The organism is Algiphilus sp. (genome assembly GCF_023145115.1).
Lineage (GTDB): Bacteria > Pseudomonadota > Gammaproteobacteria > Nevskiales > Nevskiaceae > Algiphilus.
The window spans coordinates 59,104-80,488 of the sequence record NZ_JAGLEJ010000006.1; the positions used below are offsets into that span (position 1 = coordinate 59,104).

Genomic DNA, 21,385 nt, shown 5'->3' on the forward strand with positions numbered 1-21,385 from the left:
CGCCGACCATACTGGCGCGGTCCGCTTCCACCACGAGCATCCGCATGCCGTTCCGCGCCCCCTGGCGGCGGCGCGACGCTGCCGGCCGCCTGACGCGCGCGCTGCTGCGCCATCGCCACCGCCTGCTGCCCGCGATCAGCTTCGTCGCCGGCTGGGCCAGCTACGTGCTGGTGGAGCGCAGTGCCGCAATGGCGCAGGCGATCGCGGCGATGGTGCTCGCGGGCTGGCTGTGGATCCTGGCCGAGGGCGCCCTGGGCAGCCTGCTCACGCGCATGAGCCGCGGACGCCTGTCGCCGGCGCTGCTGCGCATGGTGACCCAGTCGCTCCACCAGGAAACGCTGTTCTTCGCGCTGCCCTTCGTGTGGGCGGCCACGGTATGGCAGAGCAGCCAGCCGGTGTTCGCGGTGCTGGTGGCGCTGGCGGCGGCCGCGACCACGGTCGACCGCGTCTACCTCGACCGCATCTGCGCCCGCCCGACGCTGGCGTTGGCCTTCCAGGGCTTCTGCGCCTTCGTGGCGGCACTGGTGGTGGTGCCGGTGGCGCTGCAGCGCGACACCGGTAGCGCGCTCGGCCTGGCGGCCGGCCTCATGCTGCTCTGCCTGCTGCCCATGGTGCTGCGCCGTCTCGTCACGACACCGCTGCGGCGCCTGCCGCGCGCCGCCCTGCTGCTCACGGCCGCCCTGACCGCGGGCTGGACGGCGCGCGGCACCGTGCCGCCGGTCGGTCTCGAGACGCAGTCCCTGCGCGCCACCCAGACGCTGAGCATGCCGCGCACACCGGGCGCCGCGATCGACCACCTCGACACCGCGGCGCTGCGCGCCGAGGGGCTGTACACCTTCGCAGCGGTGCGTGCGCCGCTGGGCCTGCGCCAGGATCTGGTTTTCGAGTGGCGGCACGAGGGAGTGCTGGTCGAGCGCATCGCCACCGAGATCCGCGGCGGGCGCGAGGCGGGCTACCGCACCTGGTCGCGCAAGCAGCACTTCCCCGCGGACAGCGCCGGGGAGTGGCGCATCGCGCTGCGCACCGCGGCCGGACAGATGCTCGGCGAGACCCGCGTGCGCGTGACGCCGGACGGCACCGTCACCGCATCAGCCGGCGCGGCGCACCGATAGCAGCAGGATGCCCACCAGCACCAGCGCGGTGCCGCCGATCTGCACGGCGCTGAACGGCTCGTCGAGAATCCACCAGGCCAGGAACAGCGTGGACACCGGTCCGACCATGCCGGCCTGCGCCGCGACCCCGGCGCCGATGCGCGCGATCGCGAACATGATCAGGAACACCGGCAGGACCGTGCACAGGGTCGCGTTGAGCAGCGACAGCCCCCACACCGCGGCGGTCTGCTCGAACAGCCCGGGCAGCGGACGCAGCACGGCGTACTGCACCACGCTGGCCACGCAGCACGCGATCATCGCCAGCGAGACCAGCCGCAGGGTGCCCACGCGCGCCACGATCTCGCCGGACAGCAGGAGATACACCGCGTAGGTGCAGGCCGCGGCGAAGACCAGCCCGGCGCCCAGCGCCACATCGTCGCCGCCCAGTGCCAGGTCGTGCTGGAAGACCAGCACGATGCCGGCATAGGCGAAGCCCATCGACAGCCACTGAAGCCCGTTCACGCGCCGCCCCAGGAAGAGCATGCCGAGCAGCAGCACGACGGTCGGCGTCAGGAACAGGATGAGCCGCTCCAGGCCGGCCGTGATGTACTGCAGCCCGATGAAGTCCAGCATGCTGGAGGCGTAGTAGCCCAGCAGCCCCAGCAACGCGATGCGACCGGCGTCGGCGACCGAGGGGCGCGGACGCGGTATCCAGGTCCAGGCCGCCACCAGCGCGAAGAACGGCACCGAGAGCAGCATGCGCAGCGCCACCAGCGTCACCGCATCGATGCCCTCGCGGTAGAGCAGCTTGGCGAGGATGGCCTTGGCCGAGAAGAAGACGGCACCGACGATGGCGAGCACCAGCCCGTGCACATGGGTGCGCCGGGCGACACTGTCGGCTCGGGTGGTGGCGGATTCCATCCCGCATTATCGCCCGCACCGCCGGTGCAACGCCGATTGCGCAGCGCGCCCGGGGTGCCGATCATGCGCCGGATCGAGACGCCCACCGCCGAGGAGACGACATGGACGACCGCATGATGCGCGCGCTGGCCCGCTGGCCCGACGTGCCGGCGCTGTACGGCTGGCTGTCGCTGGACCGGCGCGGACGCTGGTGCATCCAGGGCGAGCTCATCACGCGCCCGCAGATCATCGACACCATCGGCCGCAACTACCTCGCCGACGAGCGCGGCGCGTGGTACTTCCAGAACGGCCCGCAGCGCGGCTACGTGACGCTGGCCTATGCGCCGCTGGTGCTGCGCGTCGCCGACGACGGCACCCTGCACACGCATACCGACCGGCCGGTGCGACAACCGACGGCGGCCTTCATCGACGAGAACGGCGCGCTCCTGCTGCGCACCGAGCACGGACCGGCGCTGCTCGACGAGCACGAGGCGGACTGGCTGCTCGCGCACCTCGCTCCGGAGCACGGCACGCTCGACGAGGCGGCGCTGGAGGACGCGCTGACCCGGCCCGATGGCGCACCCAGCGGACTGACGCTGCGCCTGGACGATACCGCGCTGCCGGTGGAACGGCTGGACCGCGCCGCCGCGCCGACACGCCTCGGCTTCGTGCGCGATCCCCGACCGGAGGACGCGTAGCGGGCTTGCGCGCCCCGCGGGCGCGTGTCCAGCATGGCCACCCCATCGCAGGAGGCATCCGGAATGGCACAGACCATCGTCATCACGGGCGCCGGGCGCGGCATCGGCCTCGCCCTGGCGCGCCGCTGGCACGAGCGCGGTGACACCGTCATCGCGGTGGGTCGCGGTCGCCCGGCAGCGCTCGACGCACTCGGCGTGCGGGTGATCGAACACATCGACGTCGGCCGTGACGCCGATATGCCGCGCCTGCAGGCGGCACTGGGCGACACCGCCATCGATGTGCTGTTCCACAACGCCGGCGTCATGCACGACGAGTCGCTGCAGCACATGGGCATCGACGGCATCCGCGAGCAGTTCGAGGTCAATGCTCTCGGCCCGCTGCGCGTGACCACGGCGCTGCTCGACCGCATGGGGAACGGCGCCCGCATCGGACTGCTGACCTCGCGCATGGGCTCGATCGCCGACAACGACTCGGGCGGACGCTACGGCTATCGCATGAGCAAGGCCGCGCTCAATGCCGCCGGCAAGTCGCTGGCGCTGGATCTGCACGCCCGCGGCATCGCCGTCGCCATCCTCCACCCCGGCTTCGTGCGCACCGACATGACCGGCCACAACGGCCACATCGACCCCGAGCGGGCCGCCGAGCAGCTGGTCGCCCGCATGGACGCGCTGGATCTCGCGAGCAGCGGCACCTTCCGGCACGCCGACGGCAGCGTGCTGCCCTGGTAGCGACGCGCCTAACTGCGCGGAATGACGTAGAACAGCACCGCGAAGTAGTGCAGCACGCTGCCGGCCAGCACGAACAGGTGCCAGATGGCGTGGTGGTAGGGCACGCGCGTCATCACGTAGAAGACGACGCCGCCGGTGTAGGCCAGCCCGCCCGCCACCAGCAGCCACAGCCCGCCGGGCCGCATCGCCTCGATGAGCGGCCCGATGGCCACCATGCCGCACCACCCCATGGCCACATAGACAGCCACCGACAGCCGCTCGAAGCGCCCGGTGGTGAACAGCTTGAAGCCGACGCCGACCGCTGCCAGCCCCCACACCGTGGCGAACAGGGACCAGCCCCACGGCCCGGCCAGCGTCACCAGCGTGAACGGGGTGTAGGTGCCAGCAATGAGCAGATAGATGGAGACGTGGTCGATGACGCGCAGCACCGACTTCGTCCGCGGCAGCGGAATGCTGTGATACAGCGTGCTGGCGGTGTACAGGAGGATCAGGGTGCCGCCGAATATCGCGCTCGCCACGATGTGCACGGCGTCGCCGTGCAGCGCAGCGAAGGCCACCAGCACGCAGAGCCCGACGATCGACATCAGCACGCCGAGTCCATGGGTCACGCTGTGCGCGATCTCTTCGCCGACGGTGTACAGCGTGCGCGATATCTCGCGCTCGGGCGGCGGGGCGTCCATGCCCCGCATCATGCACGAGTTGCCGGCGCTAGGCGGCCGCGGTGCCGTACTGCCGCTGGTAGGCACGCATGTCGTCGAGAGCCTGCGGCGCCACGCCGGCCTCGGCGAGATGGGTCATGACCTCGGCGACCGTCACCAGCGGCACCACGCGCAGCCCCAGCTCGGCCTCCGCCTCCTGCACTGCCGAGGCCGCCCCGCTGCCGCGCTCCTGGCGGTCGAGCGCGATCATGGCCGCCACCGGCTCGGCACCCTCGGCGCGCAGCAGTTCGACCGACTGGCGCAGCGCGGTGCCGGCGGTGAGCACGTCGTCGACGATGACCACGCGCTTGCCGCGCGGCTCGGCACCGACCAGCACGCCGCCCTCGCCGTGGTCCTTGGCTTCCTTCCGGTTGTACGCGAAGCCGAGATCGCGACCGCGCCCCGCCAGCGCCGTCGCCATGGTGGCGGCCAGCGGAATGCCCTTGTAGGCGGGGCCGAACAGCAGCTCCGCTTCCAGGTCGGCGTCCAGGAAGGCCGCCGCGTACGCATCGGCCAGCCGCGCCAGCGCGGCACCACCGGCGATGGCGCCGATGTTGAAGAAGTACGGGCTGGTGCGGCCGGACTTGAGCGCGAAGGCGCCGAAGCGAAGCACGCCGGCGTCCAGCGCGAGACGGATGAAGTCGGTCTGGTAAGGCTTCATGGCACCCGGTACGTGACGAATGGCTACACTGCGACGCCGGCATTGTCGCGGAAAAGCCCCTTGCGCATCGTCACCCTCAACTGCAACGGCCTGCGCGCCTCCGCGCGCAAGGGCTTCTTCGAGTGGCTGCCCGATTCCGGCGCCGACGTCGTCTGCCTGCAGGAGACGCGCATCACGCGCGAGCAGTTCGACGCCCGCCCCGAGTTCGCGCCGGACGGCTGGCACATCGCGCTCAAGCCGGCCAGCAAGGCAGGCTACAGCGGCGTCGGCCTGTACATGCGGCAGGAGCCGGACAGCGTGATCGACGCGCTCGGCGACGCCACCTTCGACGACGAGGGCCGCTACCTCGAGGCGCGCTACGGCAACCTGTCGGTGGTCAGCCTCTACCTGCCGTCCGGCACGTCGGGTACCGAGCGCCAGGACGAGAAGTACCGCATCCTCGACTGGTTCGCGACCATCCTGCGCCAGTGGAAGGACGCCGGCCGCGAGTACATCGTCTGCGGCGACGTCAACATCGCCCACCGCGAGATCGACCTCAAGAACTGGCGCGGCAACCGGAAGAACTCGGGCTTCCTGCCCGAGGAGCGCGCCTGGCTCGACGGGGTGTTCGGTGATCTGGGCTGGGTCGATGCCTTCCGCTCGCTGCACCCGGACGCCGAGGGCGAGGCCTACACCTGGTGGTCGCAGCGCGGGCGCGCGCGCGAGAACAACGTCGGATGGCGCATCGACTACCAGATCTGCACGCCGGGCATCGCCGCGCAACTGCAGGCGATGCACGTACACACCGCCGACAACCTGTCCGACCACGCGCCGCTGGTGGCCGACTACGATCACCCGCTGCGGAGCGGCGCTTGAGTGAAGCCGGCGCGCCGGCGCGCGGATGGCGCGCGGCGCTGGCGGTCTATGCGCATCCGCGCGTAGCCGCCATGGCCCTGCTGGGGTTCTCGGCCGGCCTGCCGCTACTGCTGGTGGGCGGCACCTTCTCCGCCTGGCTGTCGGACCTGGGCGTCACGCGCACCGCCATCGGCTTCCTGTCGTGGGTCGGTCTTGCGCACAGCTTCAAGGTGTTCTGGGCGCCGCTGGTCGACCGTCTGCCCGTCCCGTTGCTGACACGCTGGCTGGGACGGCGCCGCGCCTGGATGCTGACCGCGCAGATCGCCATAGCCGGCGCCCTGCTCGGGATGAGCCTCACCGATCCCGCAGACGCGCTCGGCCTGGTGGCGCTGTGGGCGGTGCTGGCGGCATTCGGGTCGGCCTCGCAGGACATCGCCATCGACGCCTACCGCATCGAGGCGGTGGGCGACGATCTGCAGGGTGCGATGGCGGCGACCTATGTCTTCGGCTACCGGGTGGCGCTGCTCGCGGCCGGCGCCGGCGCGCTCCATCTGGCGTCGGTGGGAAGCTGGTCGCTGGCCTACGGCGGCATGGCGGTGCTGATGCTGGTGGGAATCGTCTGCACGCTGGTGATCCGCGAACCCGACACGCCGCGCGGAAGCGACAGCGCGCACATCGAGGCACGCGTGGTGGCCTTTCTGGAACGCACCCGCCACACCGGCTGGTGGCGTGACCTGCAGGCCTGGTTCATCGGCGCGGTGGTGTGCCCCTTCGCGGACTTCTTCGCGCGCTACCGCTGGCACGCGCTGATGCTGCTGCTGCTGGTGGGCAGCTTCCGCATCAGCGACATCTTCATGGGCGTGATGGCCAACCCCTTCTACCTCGACCTCGGCTTCTCCAAGGGCGAGATCGCCAACATCGCCGCCGCCTTCGGCCTGGCGATGACGCTGTCCGGCGCCGCCCTGGGCGGCCTGCTGGTGGCGCGCTTCGGCATTCCGCGCCTGCTGCTGCTGACCGCGCTGCTGGCGCCGATCACCAACCTGGTCTTCGTCTGGCTGGCCGGGCTTGGCCCCGAGCGCTACGGGCTGGTCGCGGCCATCGTCGCCGACAACCTCAGCGGCGGCATGGCCATCGCCGTATTCATCGCCTTCCTCTCATCGCTCACCAGCAGCGGCTACACGGCTACGCAGTACGCGCTGTTCAGCTCGCTGATGACGCTGCCGGGCCAGTTCCTGGGCGGGTTCTCCGGCGCGCTGGTCGACGGCATCGGCTACGCCGGCATGTTCCTGTGCTCGGCCGGCCTCGGCGTGCCGGCGGTGCTGCTGGCAGCGTGGTACTGGCGATTCGCGGTGCAGCGCAGAGTCGGGACGACCGATTTTAGAGCCGCCGATGTCACGGATTGACACCGATTTCTTGGGGTTCTGGTGTGCGCTGACTGCGGCAGTGCCACCAGCAAACAATCCCCAAAATCTGTGGCCCTAAGACACCTTATCCACGCGGTCAGTGGATGTCCTGATCGATGCGGTCGAGCGGATCGTCCCAGCGGCCGACCCGCGGAACGTCGGCGACGCCGTCGTCGACCTCCTCGCGGGTGCAGCCCATGGCGCCGGTCCAGTCCTCGGGGGGCGCGATGGGCTGGGCGCGCAGCTCCATCCAGGCATCGAACTCGAACTCCTCGAGCTCGCCATCGAAGTGCTGCACCAGCACGACTTCACTGTCGACGTCGATACCGATGACCTCGACGGGTCCCTGACCCATGTCGTACCACTGCCCTACCGCGAGATCGCGCATCCAGTCCGCCATGCCTGCATCCCTCCGGTCGCCCGGCGAAGGCAACGGAAATTGCCGGTACTCCGGTTATAGACCCGCGCCGGAGGCAGCGCAACCGGTTATCGGCGGCTCGGCCGACAAGCGGCTGAATACGCCCGAAATCGCGCCCGGAGGCCGGCGCCGGAGCGCCGCGGGGCGGAAAGCGGGCGCCGAGCGCCGCTAGGGGCAGGGATTCGGGTAGCGCTGGTGGATGGCCTCGATACCCTTCAGCACCTTCGACGACAGCGCCACGTCGTGGCTGGCGATGTTGGCCTTGAGCTGCTCCATGGTCGTCGCGCCGATGATGTTGCTGGCCAGGAAGCCGCGGCTGTTGACGTAGGCCAGCGCCATCTGTGCCGGGTCGAGCTTGTGTTCGCGGGCGAGCTCGACATAGGCCCGCGTCGCGGCTTCGGGAATCTCGCCGGTGTAGCGCGAGAAGCGCTCGAACAGCGTCAGTCGCGCGCCCTCGGGCTTCTCGCCGCCGAGGTACTTGCCGGACAGCACGCCGAACGCGAGCGGCGAATAGGCCAGCAGCCCGACGCGCTCGCGCCAGGAGAATTCGGCGAGGCCGATCTCGTAGCTGCGATTGAGCAGGTTGTACGGGTTCTGCACCGAGACCACGCGCGGCCAGTCGTGCTGATGCGCCAGCCGCAGGTATTCCGAGAGGCCCCACGGTGTCTCGTTGGAGATGCCGACGTAGCGCACCTTGCCCGCCTCGACCAGCTCGGCGAGCGCGCCCAGGGTTTCGCCGATCTCGGCGACGTCGTCGTCCTCGCGGTGCTGGTAGCCGAGCTTGCCGAAGAAGTTGGTGGCGCGGTCGGGCCAGTGCACCTGGTAGAGATCGAGGAAGTCGGTCTGCAGACGCTGGAGACTGTCCTCGCAGGCCTCGACGATCTGCTGGCGGGTGAGGCGCGGGCCGCCGCGGATCCAGTCCATGGCGGACTTGCCGGTGACCTTGCTGGCCAGCACGATCTCCTCGCGCCGACCGCTGCGGGCGAGCCAGTTGCCGATGATGGTCTCGGTGGCGCCCTGGGTTTCGGCCATCGGCGGCACCGGGTACATCTCGGCGGCGTCGATGAAGTTGATGCCCTGATCGAGCGCGTAGTCGATCTGCTCGAAGGCCTCGGCCTCGGTGTTCTGCTGCCCCCACGTCATGGTGCCGAGGCAGATGAGGCTGACCTCGAGGTCGCTGTGCCCTAGTCGGCGATAGTCCACGTGCTTGCTCCCAGTGCGCGTTGGCGCCGCGCGGCGAGCTGTTCGACCGCGGGGCGCAGGATGAGCTCGATGGCCAGCGGCTGCTGCGGCCCCGGCACGACAATGGTATCGGCCCGGCTCATGAACGCGCCCGGGATGCGCGACAGCCAGTCGCTGAAGTCCGCCCGCGCGCGGGCATTCTCGGCGAAGCGCACGACCACGACGCTCTCCTCCGCGCGCGGGATCTCGGGCGTCATGAAGGGATTGGCGACATCGACCAGCGGCACGCGCTGGAAATTGATGTCGGTGCGCGAGAACTGCGGCGAGATGTAGTTCACGTAGTCCGGCATGCGCCGCAGGATGGTGCGCGTGACCTCCTCGGGGTCGTGACCGCGCTCGCCGGTGTCGCGGCGGATCTTTTGGATCCACTCCAGGTTGACGATCGGTGCCACGCCGATGAGCAGATCGACGTGCCGGGCGATGTCCAGCTCCTTGGTCACCACGCCGCCGTGCAGTCCTTCGTAGACGAGCATGTCGGTGTCGGGCGGCAGCGGCTCCCAGGGCGTGAAGGTCCCCACCGGCTGACCGGCCTCGATGGCCTCGGAATCGGTGTGCAGATAGTGGCGGACCTGGCCGCTGCCGTCGCGCCCGTAGCTCGCGAACAGCGCCTCCAGCTTGTCGAGGAGATTGGCCTGCGGCCCGAAGTGCGAGAAGTTCTCGCCGCGGATGGTGGCGCGCGACACCGCGGCCTGCATCTGCTCGCGATCGTAGGCGTGGAAGGCATCGCCCTCGACGAAGGCGAGACGGAGATCGAGCTGATGCGCCACGCGCTCGAAGACCTGCATGAAGGTGCTCGTGCCGGCGCCGCTCGAACCGGTCACGGCGATGACCGGATAGCGCTCAGACACGCCGGTACTCCAGATCGTGGACGGCGTGTCCGCGCCGCACGCCGCGCTGCTCGAAGCGGGTCGGCGGGCGCGAGTCCGGACGCGGCACGAAGCCGCCGTCGTCGGCCACGTTGCGCAGGCGCGGCTCGGCATTGCACACCGCCACCATGTGCTCGGCGTACTCGGCCCAGTCGGTGGCGAGCAGCAGGCGCCCGTCGTACGCCAGGCGCTCGGCCAGAACGGCCACGAAGTCGGGCTGGATCAGGCGCCGCTTGTGATGCCGGCGCTTGGGCCAGGGATCGGGGAACTCGATGATGCACGCTGCCAGCCGCTCGCGCGGCAGCGCCTCGACCAGCTCGACGGCATCGACGCACGCCACCCGCAGATTGGCCACGCCGGCCTGATGGGCGCGGTGCAGCAGCCCGCCGACGCCGGGGCGGTGCACCTCGACGCCGAGATAGTTGCGCTCCGGGTCGCGCTCGGCGCGCCACAGCGTCGCGTCGCCGTTGCCGAAGCCGATCTCCAGCACCAGCGGAGCGCTGCGCCCGAAGACCCGGTCGGCATCGCCGGCGTCCGCGGTGGTGAAGCCGTAGACCGGCCACAGCGACGACAGCGCCTGCGCCTGACCGGTGGTCAGGCGTCCTTCGCGCCGCACGAAGCTGCGCACCCGGCGCGGATGCGCGACCGGCGCGCGTTCCTGGCCGGAGGTCAACGGGATATTCCCTCCTCCGGCGACGACGCCGACGCGAACCGCCGCCGCGGCATGCGGCCGGCGAGGAAGGCCTCGCGTCCGGCCTCGATACCGAGCTTCATGGCGCGCGCCATGCGCACCGGGTCGCGGGCTTCGGCGATGGCGGTGTTCATCAGCACGCCGTCGCAGCCCAGCTCCATGGCCACCGCGGCGTCCGAGGCCGTGCCGACACCGGCATCGACCAGGATCGGGACCGTTGCCTGCTCGATGATGGTCATCAGGCTGTAGCGGTTCTGGATGCCGAGACCGGAGCCGATGGGCGCGGCCAGCGGCATGACCGCCACGCAACCGGCCTCCTCCAGGCGCTTGCACATCACCGGATCGTCGCTGGTGTAGGCCATCACCTCGAAGCCCTCGGCCACCAGCGTCTCGGCCGCGGCCAGCGTGGCGGGGACATCGGGGTACAGCGTGGTACGGTCACCGATCACCTCCAGCTTGACGAGGCTGTGACCGTCTAGCAATTCGCGCGCCATGCGGCAGGTGCGCACCGCCTCGTCGGCCGTGTAGCAGCCTGCGGTGTTGGGCAGGATGGTGAAGCGATCGGGCGGCACCGCATCCAGCAGGTTGGGCTCGTCCGGAGACTGCCCGATGTTGGTGCGGCGCAGCGCGACGGTGACGATCTCGGCGCCGGACGCATCGATGGCGGCACGCGTCTGCTCGGGGTCGCGATACTTGCCGGTACCGACGAGCAGCCGCGAGGAGAAGCGCCGGCCGCCGACGATCAGCGTGTCGTCGGCCTGCACCGGCTCGCCGCCACCGATCGCGCGCACGATCTCCAGCCGATCGTCGGCACCCAGCGCCGTATCGCCGAACTGCGTGCGCGGCACGATCTCGCCGTTGCGCTCGACCACCACCCGCCGCTCGCCGAGACCGATCTCGTCGAGCAGCGCCGCGATGGAGAGCCCGTCGGCGATCTCACGCGCATCGCCGTTGAGCGTGATGACTATGGACTGCGCAGTCATTGAGAAACCCGTCCGAAGGCAGCAGAACATCATAACCGAGGGGCGGGGCACGATCTCCCCGCACCCCTCGCCTGCCGATGGGACAGACGGATGCGCCGTTCGTGCGGCGGCGCCGCGACAGCGGCCGCGCGGGCGAGACCGGTCAGTCGCTAGACGCCAGCGGTGCCACCGGCAGATCGTCGTCGTACGCGAAGGCGGTCACCCGACCGTCACCGTCGACATCGACGCGATAGCCGGTGGCATCACCGAAGCGCTCGCCGTCGACGAAGTAGTAGGTATCGCCGTCCCGCTCGACGCGCATGTCCTCGAGCGGGGTATCGGGCGCCGAGAATTCGGTCTGCACCGCCAGTGCCGCCGCGATCAGGCGCTCGGCATCGGCCCGCGACCCGGAAGTCGTCCGGCAGGAGGCGCATGAAGCCGGTCTTCTCGCGGGGCAGACCCTGGCGGTAGACACGGAATGCCTCGCCGTCGCGCACCGCCATGAACAGGATGCTTTCGCCCGGCCCGAAACCGCCGACCGACACGCGATGGATGGGGACCTCGCTGAGCGCGCCCAGCGCCGGCGACGCCTCGTACCGGTCGACGTCCACCTCGAACCGGTCGAAGATGTCCTGACGGATCACGGCGGCGTCCTTCTGGGCGTGCGCCGCAGCGGACACCGCGGCGAGGATCGCGGTTGCCACCGTCAGGGATGGCGCGAACCGGGTGAGGAAGGCAACCGTCATGATGAAGCTCCCGTGTGGATGAACGGGGCGCCGACGCCGCCCCGGCACCTGACCCCGCGATCCGCACGCTAACCGACCGGAGCCGCCGCCTCGTCCCGTTTTTCCACCTCACCCCCGCGACCACGGCGACCGCACCGCGCTACAATCGAGGCAGCGTTGCGGGTGTAGCTCAATGGTAGAGCAGAGGCTTCCCAAGCGTGCGACGTGAGTCGCGAGGTAGCTGACCTATCAGCACGAGGCGAAAGCCGAAGACTGATGAAGCAGCCTTGAAAGGTTCTAAGCGAGGTTTGCCTAGAACGCATCAGCGGCGTAAGCCGTGCAGGAAATTGTTGGATGGTCATCGCCAGATGACCTGCCCAACCCGGTGTTCAGCCACCGGTAGCCTAGGAACGGTGCGGGACTGGTAACGGTCCGGTGCTAAGCGTTCTGACAACGTAACTCCCCACGGGGGCGCCTACCCCGCGAGGGGTTGGTGTGCATCGATTGGCGCAATCGATTCGGTGCTAGGCTGGGTTGCAGGGTTAACGCAAGTGAACCGTCGTTAAACGTCGTGAAGCCACATGGATCTGCGCCTTGCGTTCGATCCATTCACCGGAGCAGGCGGCTTACTGCTTGCCACCGGGAGCGGTCGGTTGTGCTGTTGCTTGGTCGGCACACGCTGACATGAGTACCGCCGGCGAAGAGACGGAACCCTAACCGCCCTGTTTCCTGTACGGAACACGGTAAGCCCAATGCGGTGTTCCCCTGGGAACAAGTCGTGTCGTAAGATACGATGCATCCGCAGTGGGTAAAGGATCGTGGAGAAAGCGAATGCCCGGCTATAATGGTCGGGATACGGGGTTGAAATGATGACCCCCGCCGAAAGGCGTGCCCACTTCCACGTGGTGGCCTATCGCTAGATAGGTCTGTACCCACCTCCCTGAGGGGCGAATACACTTCCCCTCAGGGGCGCAGTGTGTCCGTCTCCTTCAGGGGTCTCGGGCGGGTGTAGCTCAATGGTAGAGCTTCTGGTTCCCAACCAGATGACGAGGGTTCGATTCCCTTCACCCGCTCCATGTCACCAAAGGAGGTTGATATGGACGCAGTGGATTCCGCTTGCGATGTCGCCTCCACCGAATGGCAATGCTGGTCCGATATTGACTGGGCTCAGTGTTTCCGCACGGTCAGGAGGTTACAGGCTCGTATAGCGAAGGCGGCATCGGCCGGCGATTGGCGGAGTGCAAAACGGCTCCAACGATTGCTGACCAACTCAACGGCAGGTAGAGCTGTAGCGGTCCGTCGAGTTACCGAGAACCGCGGCAAAGCGACGCCGGGCGTGGACGGGGAAACCTGGTCTACCCCTTCGTCAAAGTGGCAGGCAGTCAGTGCGCTCCGGCGCCATGGCTACCGACCACAACCTCTGAGGCGTGTCCATATTCCCAAGAGCAACGGGAAGAAGCGTCCTCTGGGCATCCCGACGATGAAGGACCGAGCAATGCAGGCGCTGTATTGGCTTGCGCTCGACCCAGTCTCGGAAAGCACAGCGGATCTCAACTCGTACGGTTTTCGACCCCATCGGTCCACAGCGGACGCGATTCAGCAATGCAAGACAGCGCTGAGTCGGGAATGCTCGCCGAAATGGGTTCTGGAAGCCGACATCAAGGGATGTTTCGACAATATCAGCCACGACTGGCTCATCCGCAACGTCCTCGTGGACAAGCAGATGCTCCGGAAGTGGCTGAAGGCGGGCTTTGTCGAGAAGGGACGCCTCTTCCCCACCGAAGCTGGCACCCCACAGGGCGGGATCATCTCGCCCACGCTGGCCAATCTGACGCTGGACGGGCTGGAACCACTCCTCCGGGAGCGCTTCAAGTCTCGCAAGCTGAAAGTGCGGCTGGTTCGATACGCGGATGACTTCATCGTCACCGGTAGTTCGCGAGAGCTATTGGAGCGGGACGTCACCCCGGTCATCGAGTCCTTTCTGGCTGAGCGCGGCCTGACGCTCTCGAAGGAAAAGACCCGCGTGACACACGTCGAAGAGGGTTTCGACTTCCTAGGCTGGCACGTCCGATGGCTCCGCGAAGGACTGACGGTCGTACCCGCCAAGCGCAATCGCGCAGCGTTCTACGGCAAGGTTCGGGATGCAGTACGAACTATGCGGGCGGCTAAGCAGGAAGATCTGATCTTCCGGCTGAATCAGACCCTTCGGGGTTGGGCTCAGTACCATCAACCCGTAGCGGTTCGCGACACGTTCCGGCAGCTGGATCACCAGATCTGGTACGCCTTATGGCGCTGGGCGAAGCGGCGACACCCCAATAAGGGTCGGAGATGGGTCAAGAAGCGGTATTTCTCGACCATCCATGGCCGTGACTGGAGGTTCGCCGTCGATGACCGTCAGCTCGTTCTCCTGTCCGCATTCCATTACCGAATGCACAAGAAGATCAAAGCTGAGGCCAACCCCTATCTGCCGCAATGGGAGCCTTATCTGCTCAGCCGACTTGGCTGGAGGATGAGCCAGACCCTGCGCGGCAAAGGGAAACTGCAGTGGTTGTGGAAGAAGCAGGAGGGGCGCTGCCCCATCTGTCGCGCACCGATCACACCGGACACTGGATGGCATCTTCATCACAAGGTCCGGCGGGTCGATGGCGGCACGGACGACACGTCCAACCTGCTGCTACTCCACCCCACCTGCCATCGGCAGGTGCACTCGCGCTGGACCGGCGAGAGCACCGATGCGCTGAACGGGGAGCCGGAAGGTTCTCATGCCGCCGCCCTACTCGAAGAGCTGGGTTAGTGGCTGCTTGAGCCCAGTGCGCGGAAACGTGCACGCTGGGTTCTTAGGGGGGAGGGTGACCGCGAGGTCGCCCTCCTACCCGACCTACGACGAGGGTTCGATTCCCTTCACCCGCTCCATCTCCTGCCGCCGACCGCCCTCATGGTCAGGCAACGGCACCGCCCGGCACGGCCACGCCCCAGTGGCACAGCCGTTGGACGCCCGCCGGCGCATCGGCCGGCACGCGCCAGGCGCCATCGGCACCCTGCAGATCGACGAAGGCATAGCTGTGGCCGCGCAGTGGATCGTTGCGCGGGTGGCCGCCTGGAAGGTCGCGCGCAGTCGTCACTGGCCAGTTCCCCGTTCGCGCACCTTCCCGGGCACGAGCGCAGGGGGATGCGGTCGCCATGACAGTCGTCCAAATGCAGGAAAGTTGTCAGCTTCCTGTCACGAAGAGCGCCGAAGATTGCGACGCGATCGGCACAGTGCCCGCGCCGCATCGCGATGGGCTAGGATAAGGACGTCTACAGGCACAGCCATGTCGTTACCGTCGATTCTCAAGCTCGATGCTGGCGGCCTGCCGGTGGGATGGATCAACTGGCAGACAGCGGCCACCCTCTACGCCCGCTCCCGGGTCTGCTGGGAAGCGGGGCAGGAGCGTTTCGAGATTCGCGGCGGCGTCAATGCCCGCGGCATCCGCTCGCGACTCGAGATCGGCTCGATCATCGCGGTCGCCGATCGCTCCCACCGCTTCACGCGCGGCGTCCCGCTGCTCAACAACCGCACGCTCTTCGAGCGCGACGAGAATCTCTGCATGTACTGCGGCGGGCAGTTCCCCAGTACGCAGCTGACGCGGGACCATGTCGTACCGGTGTCGCGCGGCGGCGACAACGTCTGGGAGAACTGCGTGACCGCGTGCCGGCGCTGCAACCAGGCCAAGGATGACCGGACACCGGAGCAGGCCGGCATGAAGCTGCTGGCGGTGCCATACACGCCCAACCTGGCCGAGTACCTCATCCTGCAGAATCGCCGCATCCTCGCCGACCAGATGGACTTCCTGCGCACCTTCGCGCGCTCGGCGCGCAAGCGCTCGGGCATCCGGCGCGGCGGTTAGGCCCGCCGGCGTCAGTCGCCCACCCGGCGCAGCGCCTCCAGATCCCGGTCGAACCGGGACAGCGAGTCGGGCAGGATCGCGCCGATCTGCTCCAGTGCCCGCGCATAGCCGGCCGTCGCCGGTCCGCCCGCGAAGATGGGCACCCCAGGCTGCAGCTGGGTGCGCAGCCGCAGCAGCTGCGCGGGCAGACGGGGATCATCCGCCGGGTAGGCGATCGACAGCGCGATCGCCTTGGCGCGCGTGAGATCGGCCGCGAACGCGATCTCGTCGGCCGGGAGGCTCGGACCCAGGAACATCACGCGCCAGCCTGCCCGCGCCGCGATCACGGCGGCCATGAGCGCGCCGATCTCGTGGGTCTGGGCCGACGGCGTCGTCACCAGCAGCACCGGCCCCTCGCTGACCGTCGACGCCTGGGCCAGCGCATCGCCCAGGAAGGAACGCAGATGCGCGGACACGAAGTGCTCGTGACAGGCGCGCATCCGCCCCATCCGCCAGCGCTCGCCCACTGCCGCCATTACCGGCGCGATCACGGTCTCCATCATCGCCGGCGTGGAGTGCGAGGTCGCCGCCCGCTCCAGGATGCGGATCAGTGCGGGGCCGTCCAGCCGCGCCACGGCATCGAGCGCCAGCCGCACCAGCTGCTCGGCGCTGGGGGCTTCGAGCTCGGGCGACGGTGCCAGCGACTGCGTGCTGGAAATGCCCTCGTCCTTGAGAAGCTGCGCGAGCTTCTCGTCGGGCAGACCCGCGACGTCACCGATGCGCCAGCCGGCCTCGGTCACCCGACGCAGCAGGGTCAGCCGGGCGACTTCGGCATCGGAATAGAGCCGCCGCGCGGAACCGGAGCGCTTCGGCGCAACCGCCTGATAGCGCTTCTCCCAGGCGCGAATGACGTGCGTGCTGAGGCCGCTGCGCCGGGCGGCGACCTGGATCGGATGCTGGGGGTTCTCGTGTTCGTTCTCGCTCATGGCTGCACCTCTCGTTTCCTTGCCTTTCTATCCCCGGACCGCGCTATGTCGCGTTTTCGTCATAGACATGTCGAACAACGCGCGGACGCTGTAGCGGCCGGCGCGGCGCATGGCCGGCGCACACGGCATCCGCCGTACGGGTCGCGACCAGCACATGTCGTCGATACGTCTAGAACGGTGGAATGGATGCGCGGCTAGAGCAGCCAGCTGACGAAGGGCACGGTCAGGAGGGACAGCATGATCCCGACGCCGACGATGCGGTTGGCGAGCTGCGGCGCCAGACCGTACTGCTGCGCGAGGATGCCGGCGGTGATCATGGGGGCGGTTGCGGCCTGCAGGACGGTGATGTCGAGGACGTCGCCGCTCTGGCCCTGCATGCTGAGCAGCGTCCACACCGTCAGCGGGGCGAGGACCATCTTCCAACCGAGACCGACGCTCATGCGGCCCATGTCGGCGGCGCTGGCACGCAGCTGCAGCTGAAGCCCCACGGAGAACAGCGCCAGCGGTGTAAGCGTGTCGCCCAGCCGTTCCAGTGCCTCGGCCAGGATCGTTGGCAGCCCCATTCCGCTGGCACGCAGCAGGATCGCCACCATAAGGGCGATGAAGGCCGGGAAGAGCGCCACGCGACGCACCATCTCGCCCACCGCCACGCGCGTGCCCGCATACCACGCGGCCACCAGCAACCCGAAGGTCGACAGCAGCAGGAAGGTGCCGAGCTGATCGGCCACCACGGCAACGCCCAGCGCCTCGGGCCCGCGCAGCGCCTCGATCAGCGGGTATCCCACGAAGGAGGTGTTGCCGAGCCCGCAGGTCAGCACGAGAGCACCGATCTCGCCCCGACGCCATCCCAGTGCGCGCCCGATGACGGCGATGACGAGCCAGGCGCCGAAGAACACGGGCCACATCGCCACCGCGGGCCACACCAGGTCGAGCGACCAGTCCAGCGCCACCACGCGCACCAGCACCAGCGCCGGCAGCGCGACGTTGATCACCCACCAGTTCAGCGCCGGCACCATGCCCGCCGGATGCGGCGCGCGTGCCACCAGCGCACCGGCGGCGATGCACAGGACGACCAGCAGCAGCGCGCTCATGCCGGCGCCGCGCGATCCAGCCAGTCGCCGAACACGGCATCGCCCGCCTGCGTCATGGCCGCGGCATGGCGGGCCGCCTGCGCGCGCAGCGCATCCGGGGCAATGCCGAGATCGGACAACTGACGGTGATGCCCGATGAGCCAGTGCTCCAGCCCCGCGGCCTCGACTTCCGGATGGAACTGCAGGGCCAGCACCGGCTGGCCCGGGATGTCGAAGGCCTGGTGCGGCACGGCCGCGGTTCCGGCGAGCAGGCGCGCGCCCGGCGGCACGTCGAAGGTGTCGCCGTGCCAGTGCAGGACCGGCACGCCGGCGAGACCCGCGAGCGGACCGGGATCCGGGCCGAACTCGAGTGCGCTCCATCCCACGTGCTGCGCGCCGCTGTACCGCACGGACGCACCCAGCGCCGCCGCCATGAGCTGCGCACCGAGACAGATGCCGAGCGTCGGCCGGCCGTTCCGCAGGCGCTCGCGCAGCCCGTCGATGGCGACGCCGATGCAGGGATACTGCGCACCATCGCCCACGCCGATGGGGCCGCCGAGCACCACCAGCGGATCCGCGGTCTGCCACGGGAAACGGCCCTCGACGAGATCGGGAGCAGCCACGTAGGCCGGCTCGAAACCGCGCGCTCGCGCCACGGTCTCGAAGCTGCCGAGATCCTCGAAGGCGAGGTGCCGGATGGCGAGCAGCCGACGCATCAGGCGGCCCCGACGGCGCGCGTAGTCCCCGAAGCGGGGCTCCTGTCTACAGAACGATCGCGCATGTGGATAGTCGAAAAATGCGGGGCGCCGGACCGCGATGATACGCGCCATGTCCGGCTCCGAGCCCGCAGCAGCGCCGCTTCGGGCCCGAGCCGCCGACCACCGCGGCGCACCCGACCCCGATCCCGTCGACCTTCTACGCCGTTCGGGGGCTTTACTTGCGATCCATTCCCATATAATAGACCCAAACGGAATCACCCCCGGATTTATCAATGCAAAAGTTTCTGAACGAGCGCGTGCTCGATGTGCGTCACTGGAATGACGGTCTCTTCAGCTTCACCACCACGCGGGACCCCGCGCTGCGGTTCGAGAATGGCCAGTTCATCATGGTCGGACTGCCGGTGGACGGTAAGCCGCTGATGCGCGCGTACTCGGTGGCGAGCGCGAACTGGGAGGACACGCTCGAGTTCTTCAGCATCAAGGTGCCGGACGGCCCGCTGACCTCGCGGCTGCAGCATCTGGCGCCGGGCGACGAGATCCTGCTCAGCAAGAAGCCCACCGGCACACTGCTGATCGACGACCTGCACCCCGGCGAGCGCCTCTACCTGCTCGCCACCGGTACCGGGCTCGCGCCCTTCCTGTCGATCATCAAGGACCCGCGCACCTACGAGCGCTTCGACACGGTGGTGCTGTGCCACGGCGTGCGCCGGGTCGCGGATCTCGCCTATCACGACTATCTCACCGAGGAGCTGCCCCAGCACGAGCTGCTGGGCGAGACCATCCGCGAGCAGTTCCGCTACTTCCCGACCGTGACGCGCGAGGACTTCCGCCACCGGGGCAGACTCACGGAGCTGCTCACCGACGGCACCATCCCGGACACCTTCGGCCTGCCACCCCTGAATCCGGAGACCGACCGCGCCATGCTGTGCGGTGGCCCCTCGATGCTGGCCGAGTTCCGGGACATCCTCGACAACCGCGGCTTCCAGGCCTCCAAGCACATCGGCGACGTCGGGCAATACGTGTTCGAACGGGCCTTCGTCGAGCACTGATCGCGCCCGGCAACCCGGGCCGGCGCGACTTGCCGGGCGGCGCCCGCTGACGCAGGCTGACGGCACGCCCCCACCCCTGTCGCCGCCATGACCGAGCCGGTCCGCAACGCGCCCAGCGCGCTTCCCACCATGCTGCGTTTCGCGGGGCGACGACTGCGGCACCGGCTCTCCGGCGGGGCGGCTCGCACGCCGGTCGCGGACTTCCGGTCGCGTGTCGACAGCGCCCTGGCGTCGCTGGCGCCCGCCATCGCCGAGGTGCGCTGGCACCGCGTGCCGGCCGGCGCATCGCACTGGCACGAGGCCGTCGTCCTGCCGGACGGCGCGCAGTGCACGCTGATCACCGGCGGCTGGCTGCACGTGTCGCGGCTGCTCGATGTCGGGCTCGGCGCGAAGAGCGGGCTCTGGTACCGCGTCGGCGACGGCGAGGCGCGCAAGGTGCGCAGCGCGACCCACACCGTGCACGCCGCGCACGGTGGCCGGCTGGACCTGATGGCCACGCTGCCCGGCGAGTTCTCCACCCGCCGCGGCGACTTCGGACCGGATGTGCCGCGCGCCCGCATCGGCGGCGCCTTCGATGTCGCGGTCGTGGTCTGGCGCGCCCAGGCACGAACCGATGCGCTGTCGGCCGCGGATGCCGCGCTGTTCGGCGAAGCGACCGACGACGGCGATGCCGCGCCACCGGGCTGGCACTACCTGTGGCGGCTCGGCGAGGGCAGCATCTACGACGCCGGCGATGCCGGCGAGATGGCATGCTGCACCCACGCCGACGTCGGCATCCTGCAGCACCCGGTGGATGTCCCCCTCGATGCGGACCTCGCCCTGACCTGGCAGTGGCAGGCCACCAGGCTGCCGTCCGAGCTGCCCGAGCACACCGAGCCCACCCACGACTATCTGTCCATCGCCGTGGAGTTCGACAACGGGCTCGATCTCACCTACATGTGGAGCGCCGCGCTGCCCGTCGACACCATCTTCCAGTGCCCGCTGTCGTGGTGGAAGGAGCGCGAGACGCACTGGGTGATCCGCAACGATCCCGCCGAGCTCGGGCAGTGGCTGACCGAGCGGCGCAGCATCCTCGCCGACTACCGGCGCGCCATCGGCGGTTCCGATCCGGCGCGCGTGGTCGGCGTGTGGCTGATCGCCAACTCGGTCTTCCAGCGCGGGGTGGGCGAATGCCGCTATCGCGATATCCGCTTGAGCGGCGCGGACGGCGATCTGACGGTGCCGGTGCAGCCCGATAGCGGGCAAGCACCGTAGCTATTGAAAATACGAATGGTTCGCATTATGGTGAAGGTCCGAATGCGGGAGACGACTTCGCCATGCACTTCCTCTGTACCCATCACCGGCGACAGCTGCTCGCCACCAGCGACAACCAGCGCCTGATCGACACGTGGTTCGAGTGGATGAGCACCGGCGGCCTCTACTACGAGCTGGAGCAGTGGAACGAATCGATCCCGTATGTCGGCTGCGCCTTCGACCTGATCTCCGACGCCCTGTGGGCGAAGCGCATCGAACCGCGCCTCGGTGCCACCAAGGTGACGCTGTCGGCCATCTACCTCGCCGAGACCTTCCGGCAGTGCCATGCCGAGGACAAGGCGCGCTTCTCGCTGGGCGCCGCCTTCCAGCGGCTCGGCATCGTGCTGGGCACCGACGCCGCGCCGTGGGCACGCGAATGCATGGGCACGCTGCTCGACACGGACCGGCACCCGACGTTCTTCCAGCGGTTCCTCAACCTGCCCTTCTCGGCGCGCCCGGAGCAGTGCATGACGCACTGACGCGC

Annotated in this window: 24 protein-coding genes and 1 tRNA gene; 11 read left to right on the forward strand and 14 right to left on the reverse strand. The window is 68.9% G+C overall.

Annotated elements, in window-relative coordinates; translation table 11 throughout:
* The first annotated feature begins 44 nt into the window (after positions 1-44).
* On the forward strand, positions 45-1,112 hold the full coding sequence (locus KAH28_RS02190; RefSeq protein WP_290574168.1) for a DUF2914 domain-containing protein: 1,068 nt from the start codon (positions 45-47) through the stop codon (positions 1,110-1,112).
* Here KAH28_RS02190 and KAH28_RS02195 read toward each other — a convergent pair.
* Positions 1,089-2,012, reverse strand: a complete 924-nt coding sequence (locus KAH28_RS02195; RefSeq protein ID WP_290574169.1) for a DMT family transporter — start codon at positions 2,010-2,012, stop codon at positions 1,089-1,091. The two genes, KAH28_RS02190 and KAH28_RS02195, sit on opposite strands and share 24 nt — an antisense overlap.
* A 101-nt stretch (positions 2,013-2,113) precedes the next feature.
* Here KAH28_RS02195 and KAH28_RS02200 point away from each other — a divergent pair, with 101 nt between their 5' ends.
* Both KAH28_RS02200 and KAH28_RS02205 read left to right on the forward strand, forming a co-directional pair.
* On the forward strand, positions 2,114-2,689 hold the full coding sequence (locus KAH28_RS02200) for a DUF2946 family protein (protein ID WP_290574170.1): 576 nt from the start codon (positions 2,114-2,116) through the stop codon (positions 2,687-2,689).
* Between the two features lie 63 nt (positions 2,690-2,752).
* Positions 2,753-3,418 (forward strand): SDR family oxidoreductase, encoded by a 666-nt coding sequence (locus tag KAH28_RS02205; RefSeq protein ID WP_290574171.1) that lies wholly within the window; start codon positions 2,753-2,755, stop codon positions 3,416-3,418.
* 8 nt (positions 3,419-3,426) lie between these two features.
* Here KAH28_RS02205 and KAH28_RS02210 read toward each other — a convergent pair whose 3' ends face one another.
* Both KAH28_RS02210 and pyrE read right to left on the reverse strand, forming a co-directional pair.
* Entirely contained in the window at positions 3,427-4,098 is a 672-nt protein-coding gene (locus tag KAH28_RS02210) for a hemolysin III family protein (RefSeq protein ID WP_290574172.1), read from the reverse strand.
* Positions 4,099-4,126: 28 nt separating this feature from the next.
* Positions 4,127-4,777: an orotate phosphoribosyltransferase gene (gene pyrE, locus KAH28_RS02215; protein ID WP_290574173.1), complete on the reverse strand. Its 651-nt coding sequence runs from the start codon at positions 4,775-4,777 to the stop codon at positions 4,127-4,129.
* Between the two features lie 60 nt (positions 4,778-4,837).
* Here pyrE and KAH28_RS02220 point away from each other — a divergent pair, with 60 nt between their 5' ends.
* Positions 4,838-5,632 (forward strand): exodeoxyribonuclease III, encoded by a 795-nt coding sequence (locus tag KAH28_RS02220; RefSeq protein ID WP_290574174.1) that lies wholly within the window; start codon positions 4,838-4,840, stop codon positions 5,630-5,632.
* A 71-nt stretch (positions 5,633-5,703) separates the two neighbouring features.
* Positions 5,704-7,014, forward strand: coding sequence for an MFS transporter (locus tag KAH28_RS02225; protein ID WP_366918110.1), 1,311 nt, complete (start codon positions 5,704-5,706; stop codon positions 7,012-7,014).
* A gap of 97 nt (positions 7,015-7,111) precedes the next feature.
* Here KAH28_RS02225 and KAH28_RS02230 read toward each other — a convergent pair whose 3' ends face one another.
* From KAH28_RS02230 to KAH28_RS02265, 7 genes are all read right to left on the reverse strand, one after another.
* On the reverse strand, positions 7,112-7,414 hold the full coding sequence (locus KAH28_RS02230) for a DUF6763 family protein (protein WP_290574176.1): 303 nt from the start codon (positions 7,412-7,414) through the stop codon (positions 7,112-7,114).
* A 186-nt stretch (positions 7,415-7,600) separates the two neighbouring features.
* Positions 7,601-8,635 (reverse strand): NADP(H)-dependent aldo-keto reductase, encoded by a 1,035-nt coding sequence (locus tag KAH28_RS02235; RefSeq protein WP_290574177.1) that lies wholly within the window; start codon positions 8,633-8,635, stop codon positions 7,601-7,603.
* Positions 8,617-9,522, reverse strand: a complete 906-nt coding sequence (locus KAH28_RS02240; RefSeq protein WP_290574178.1) for a phosphoribulokinase — start codon at positions 9,520-9,522, stop codon at positions 8,617-8,619. The genes KAH28_RS02235 and KAH28_RS02240 overlap by 19 nt, the downstream gene beginning before the upstream one ends.
* The gene (gene trmB, locus KAH28_RS02245; RefSeq protein WP_290574179.1) at positions 9,515-10,213 is read right to left on the reverse strand and encodes a tRNA (guanosine(46)-N7)-methyltransferase TrmB; all 699 of its coding nucleotides are present in this window, start codon (positions 10,211-10,213) and stop codon (positions 9,515-9,517) included. Before trmB ends, KAH28_RS02240 begins: the two co-directional genes overlap by 8 nt.
* Positions 10,210-11,199 (reverse strand): sulfur carrier protein ThiS, encoded by a 990-nt coding sequence (gene thiS, locus KAH28_RS02250; protein WP_366918111.1) that lies wholly within the window; start codon positions 11,197-11,199, stop codon positions 10,210-10,212. Before thiS ends, trmB begins: the two co-directional genes overlap by 4 nt.
* 157 nt (positions 11,200-11,356) lie before the next feature.
* Complete coding sequence (locus KAH28_RS02260; RefSeq protein WP_290574180.1) at positions 11,357-11,515, reverse strand: hypothetical protein; 159 nt, start codon at positions 11,513-11,515, stop codon at positions 11,357-11,359.
* Positions 11,457-11,939, reverse strand: coding sequence for a hypothetical protein (locus KAH28_RS02265; protein WP_290574181.1), 483 nt, complete (start codon positions 11,937-11,939; stop codon positions 11,457-11,459). Before KAH28_RS02265 ends, KAH28_RS02260 begins: the two co-directional genes overlap by 59 nt.
* 981 nt (positions 11,940-12,920) lie before the next feature.
* Between KAH28_RS02265 and KAH28_RS02270 the strand changes: the two genes are divergently transcribed.
* Both KAH28_RS02270 and ltrA read left to right on the forward strand, forming a co-directional pair.
* Positions 12,921-12,994: transfer RNA gene (locus KAH28_RS02270), tRNA-Gly, on the forward strand.
* A gap of 20 nt (positions 12,995-13,014) precedes the next feature.
* A complete protein-coding gene (ltrA, locus tag KAH28_RS02275) occupies positions 13,015-14,712 on the forward strand; it encodes a group II intron reverse transcriptase/maturase (protein WP_290574182.1) in 1,698 nt (565 codons plus the stop codon).
* 145 nt (positions 14,713-14,857) lie between these two features.
* Here ltrA and KAH28_RS02280 read toward each other — a convergent pair whose 3' ends face one another.
* Positions 14,858-15,040: a hypothetical protein gene (locus KAH28_RS02280; protein WP_290574183.1), complete on the reverse strand. Its 183-nt coding sequence runs from the start codon at positions 15,038-15,040 to the stop codon at positions 14,858-14,860.
* 189 nt (positions 15,041-15,229) lie between these two features.
* Between KAH28_RS02280 and KAH28_RS02285 the strand changes: the two genes are divergently transcribed.
* Complete coding sequence (locus KAH28_RS02285) at positions 15,230-15,805, forward strand: HNH endonuclease (RefSeq protein WP_290574184.1); 576 nt, start codon at positions 15,230-15,232, stop codon at positions 15,803-15,805.
* An 11-nt stretch (positions 15,806-15,816) separates the two neighbouring features.
* On the opposite strand, the gene KAH28_RS02290 is transcribed toward KAH28_RS02285, so the two are convergent.
* The 3 genes from KAH28_RS02290 to KAH28_RS02300 all read right to left on the reverse strand — a co-directional run bounded on the left by KAH28_RS02290 (position 15,817) and on the right by KAH28_RS02300 (position 18,556).
* A complete protein-coding gene (locus KAH28_RS02290) occupies positions 15,817-16,770 on the reverse strand; it encodes a cobalamin B12-binding domain-containing protein (protein ID WP_290574185.1) in 954 nt (317 codons plus the stop codon).
* A gap of 194 nt (positions 16,771-16,964) precedes the next feature.
* Positions 16,965-17,861 (reverse strand): AEC family transporter, encoded by an 897-nt coding sequence (locus KAH28_RS02295; RefSeq protein ID WP_290574186.1) that lies wholly within the window; start codon positions 17,859-17,861, stop codon positions 16,965-16,967.
* Positions 17,858-18,556, reverse strand: coding sequence for a glutamine amidotransferase (locus KAH28_RS02300; protein ID WP_290574187.1), 699 nt, complete (start codon positions 18,554-18,556; stop codon positions 17,858-17,860). The genes KAH28_RS02295 and KAH28_RS02300 overlap by 4 nt, the downstream gene beginning before the upstream one ends.
* A gap of 275 nt (positions 18,557-18,831) precedes the next feature.
* On the opposite strand from KAH28_RS02300, the gene KAH28_RS02305 reads away from it, so the two are divergent.
* From KAH28_RS02305 to KAH28_RS02315, 3 genes are all read left to right on the forward strand, one after another.
* Positions 18,832-19,608, forward strand: a complete 777-nt coding sequence (locus KAH28_RS02305) for a ferredoxin--NADP reductase (RefSeq protein ID WP_290574188.1) — start codon at positions 18,832-18,834, stop codon at positions 19,606-19,608.
* A gap of 87 nt (positions 19,609-19,695) precedes the next feature.
* A complete protein-coding gene (locus KAH28_RS02310; RefSeq protein WP_290574189.1) occupies positions 19,696-20,862 on the forward strand; it encodes a DUF3047 domain-containing protein in 1,167 nt (388 codons plus the stop codon).
* 62 nt (positions 20,863-20,924) lie between these two features.
* Positions 20,925-21,380, forward strand: a complete 456-nt coding sequence (locus tag KAH28_RS02315) for a hypothetical protein (protein WP_290574190.1) — start codon at positions 20,925-20,927, stop codon at positions 21,378-21,380.
* Positions 21,381-21,385: the final 5 nt, after the last annotated feature.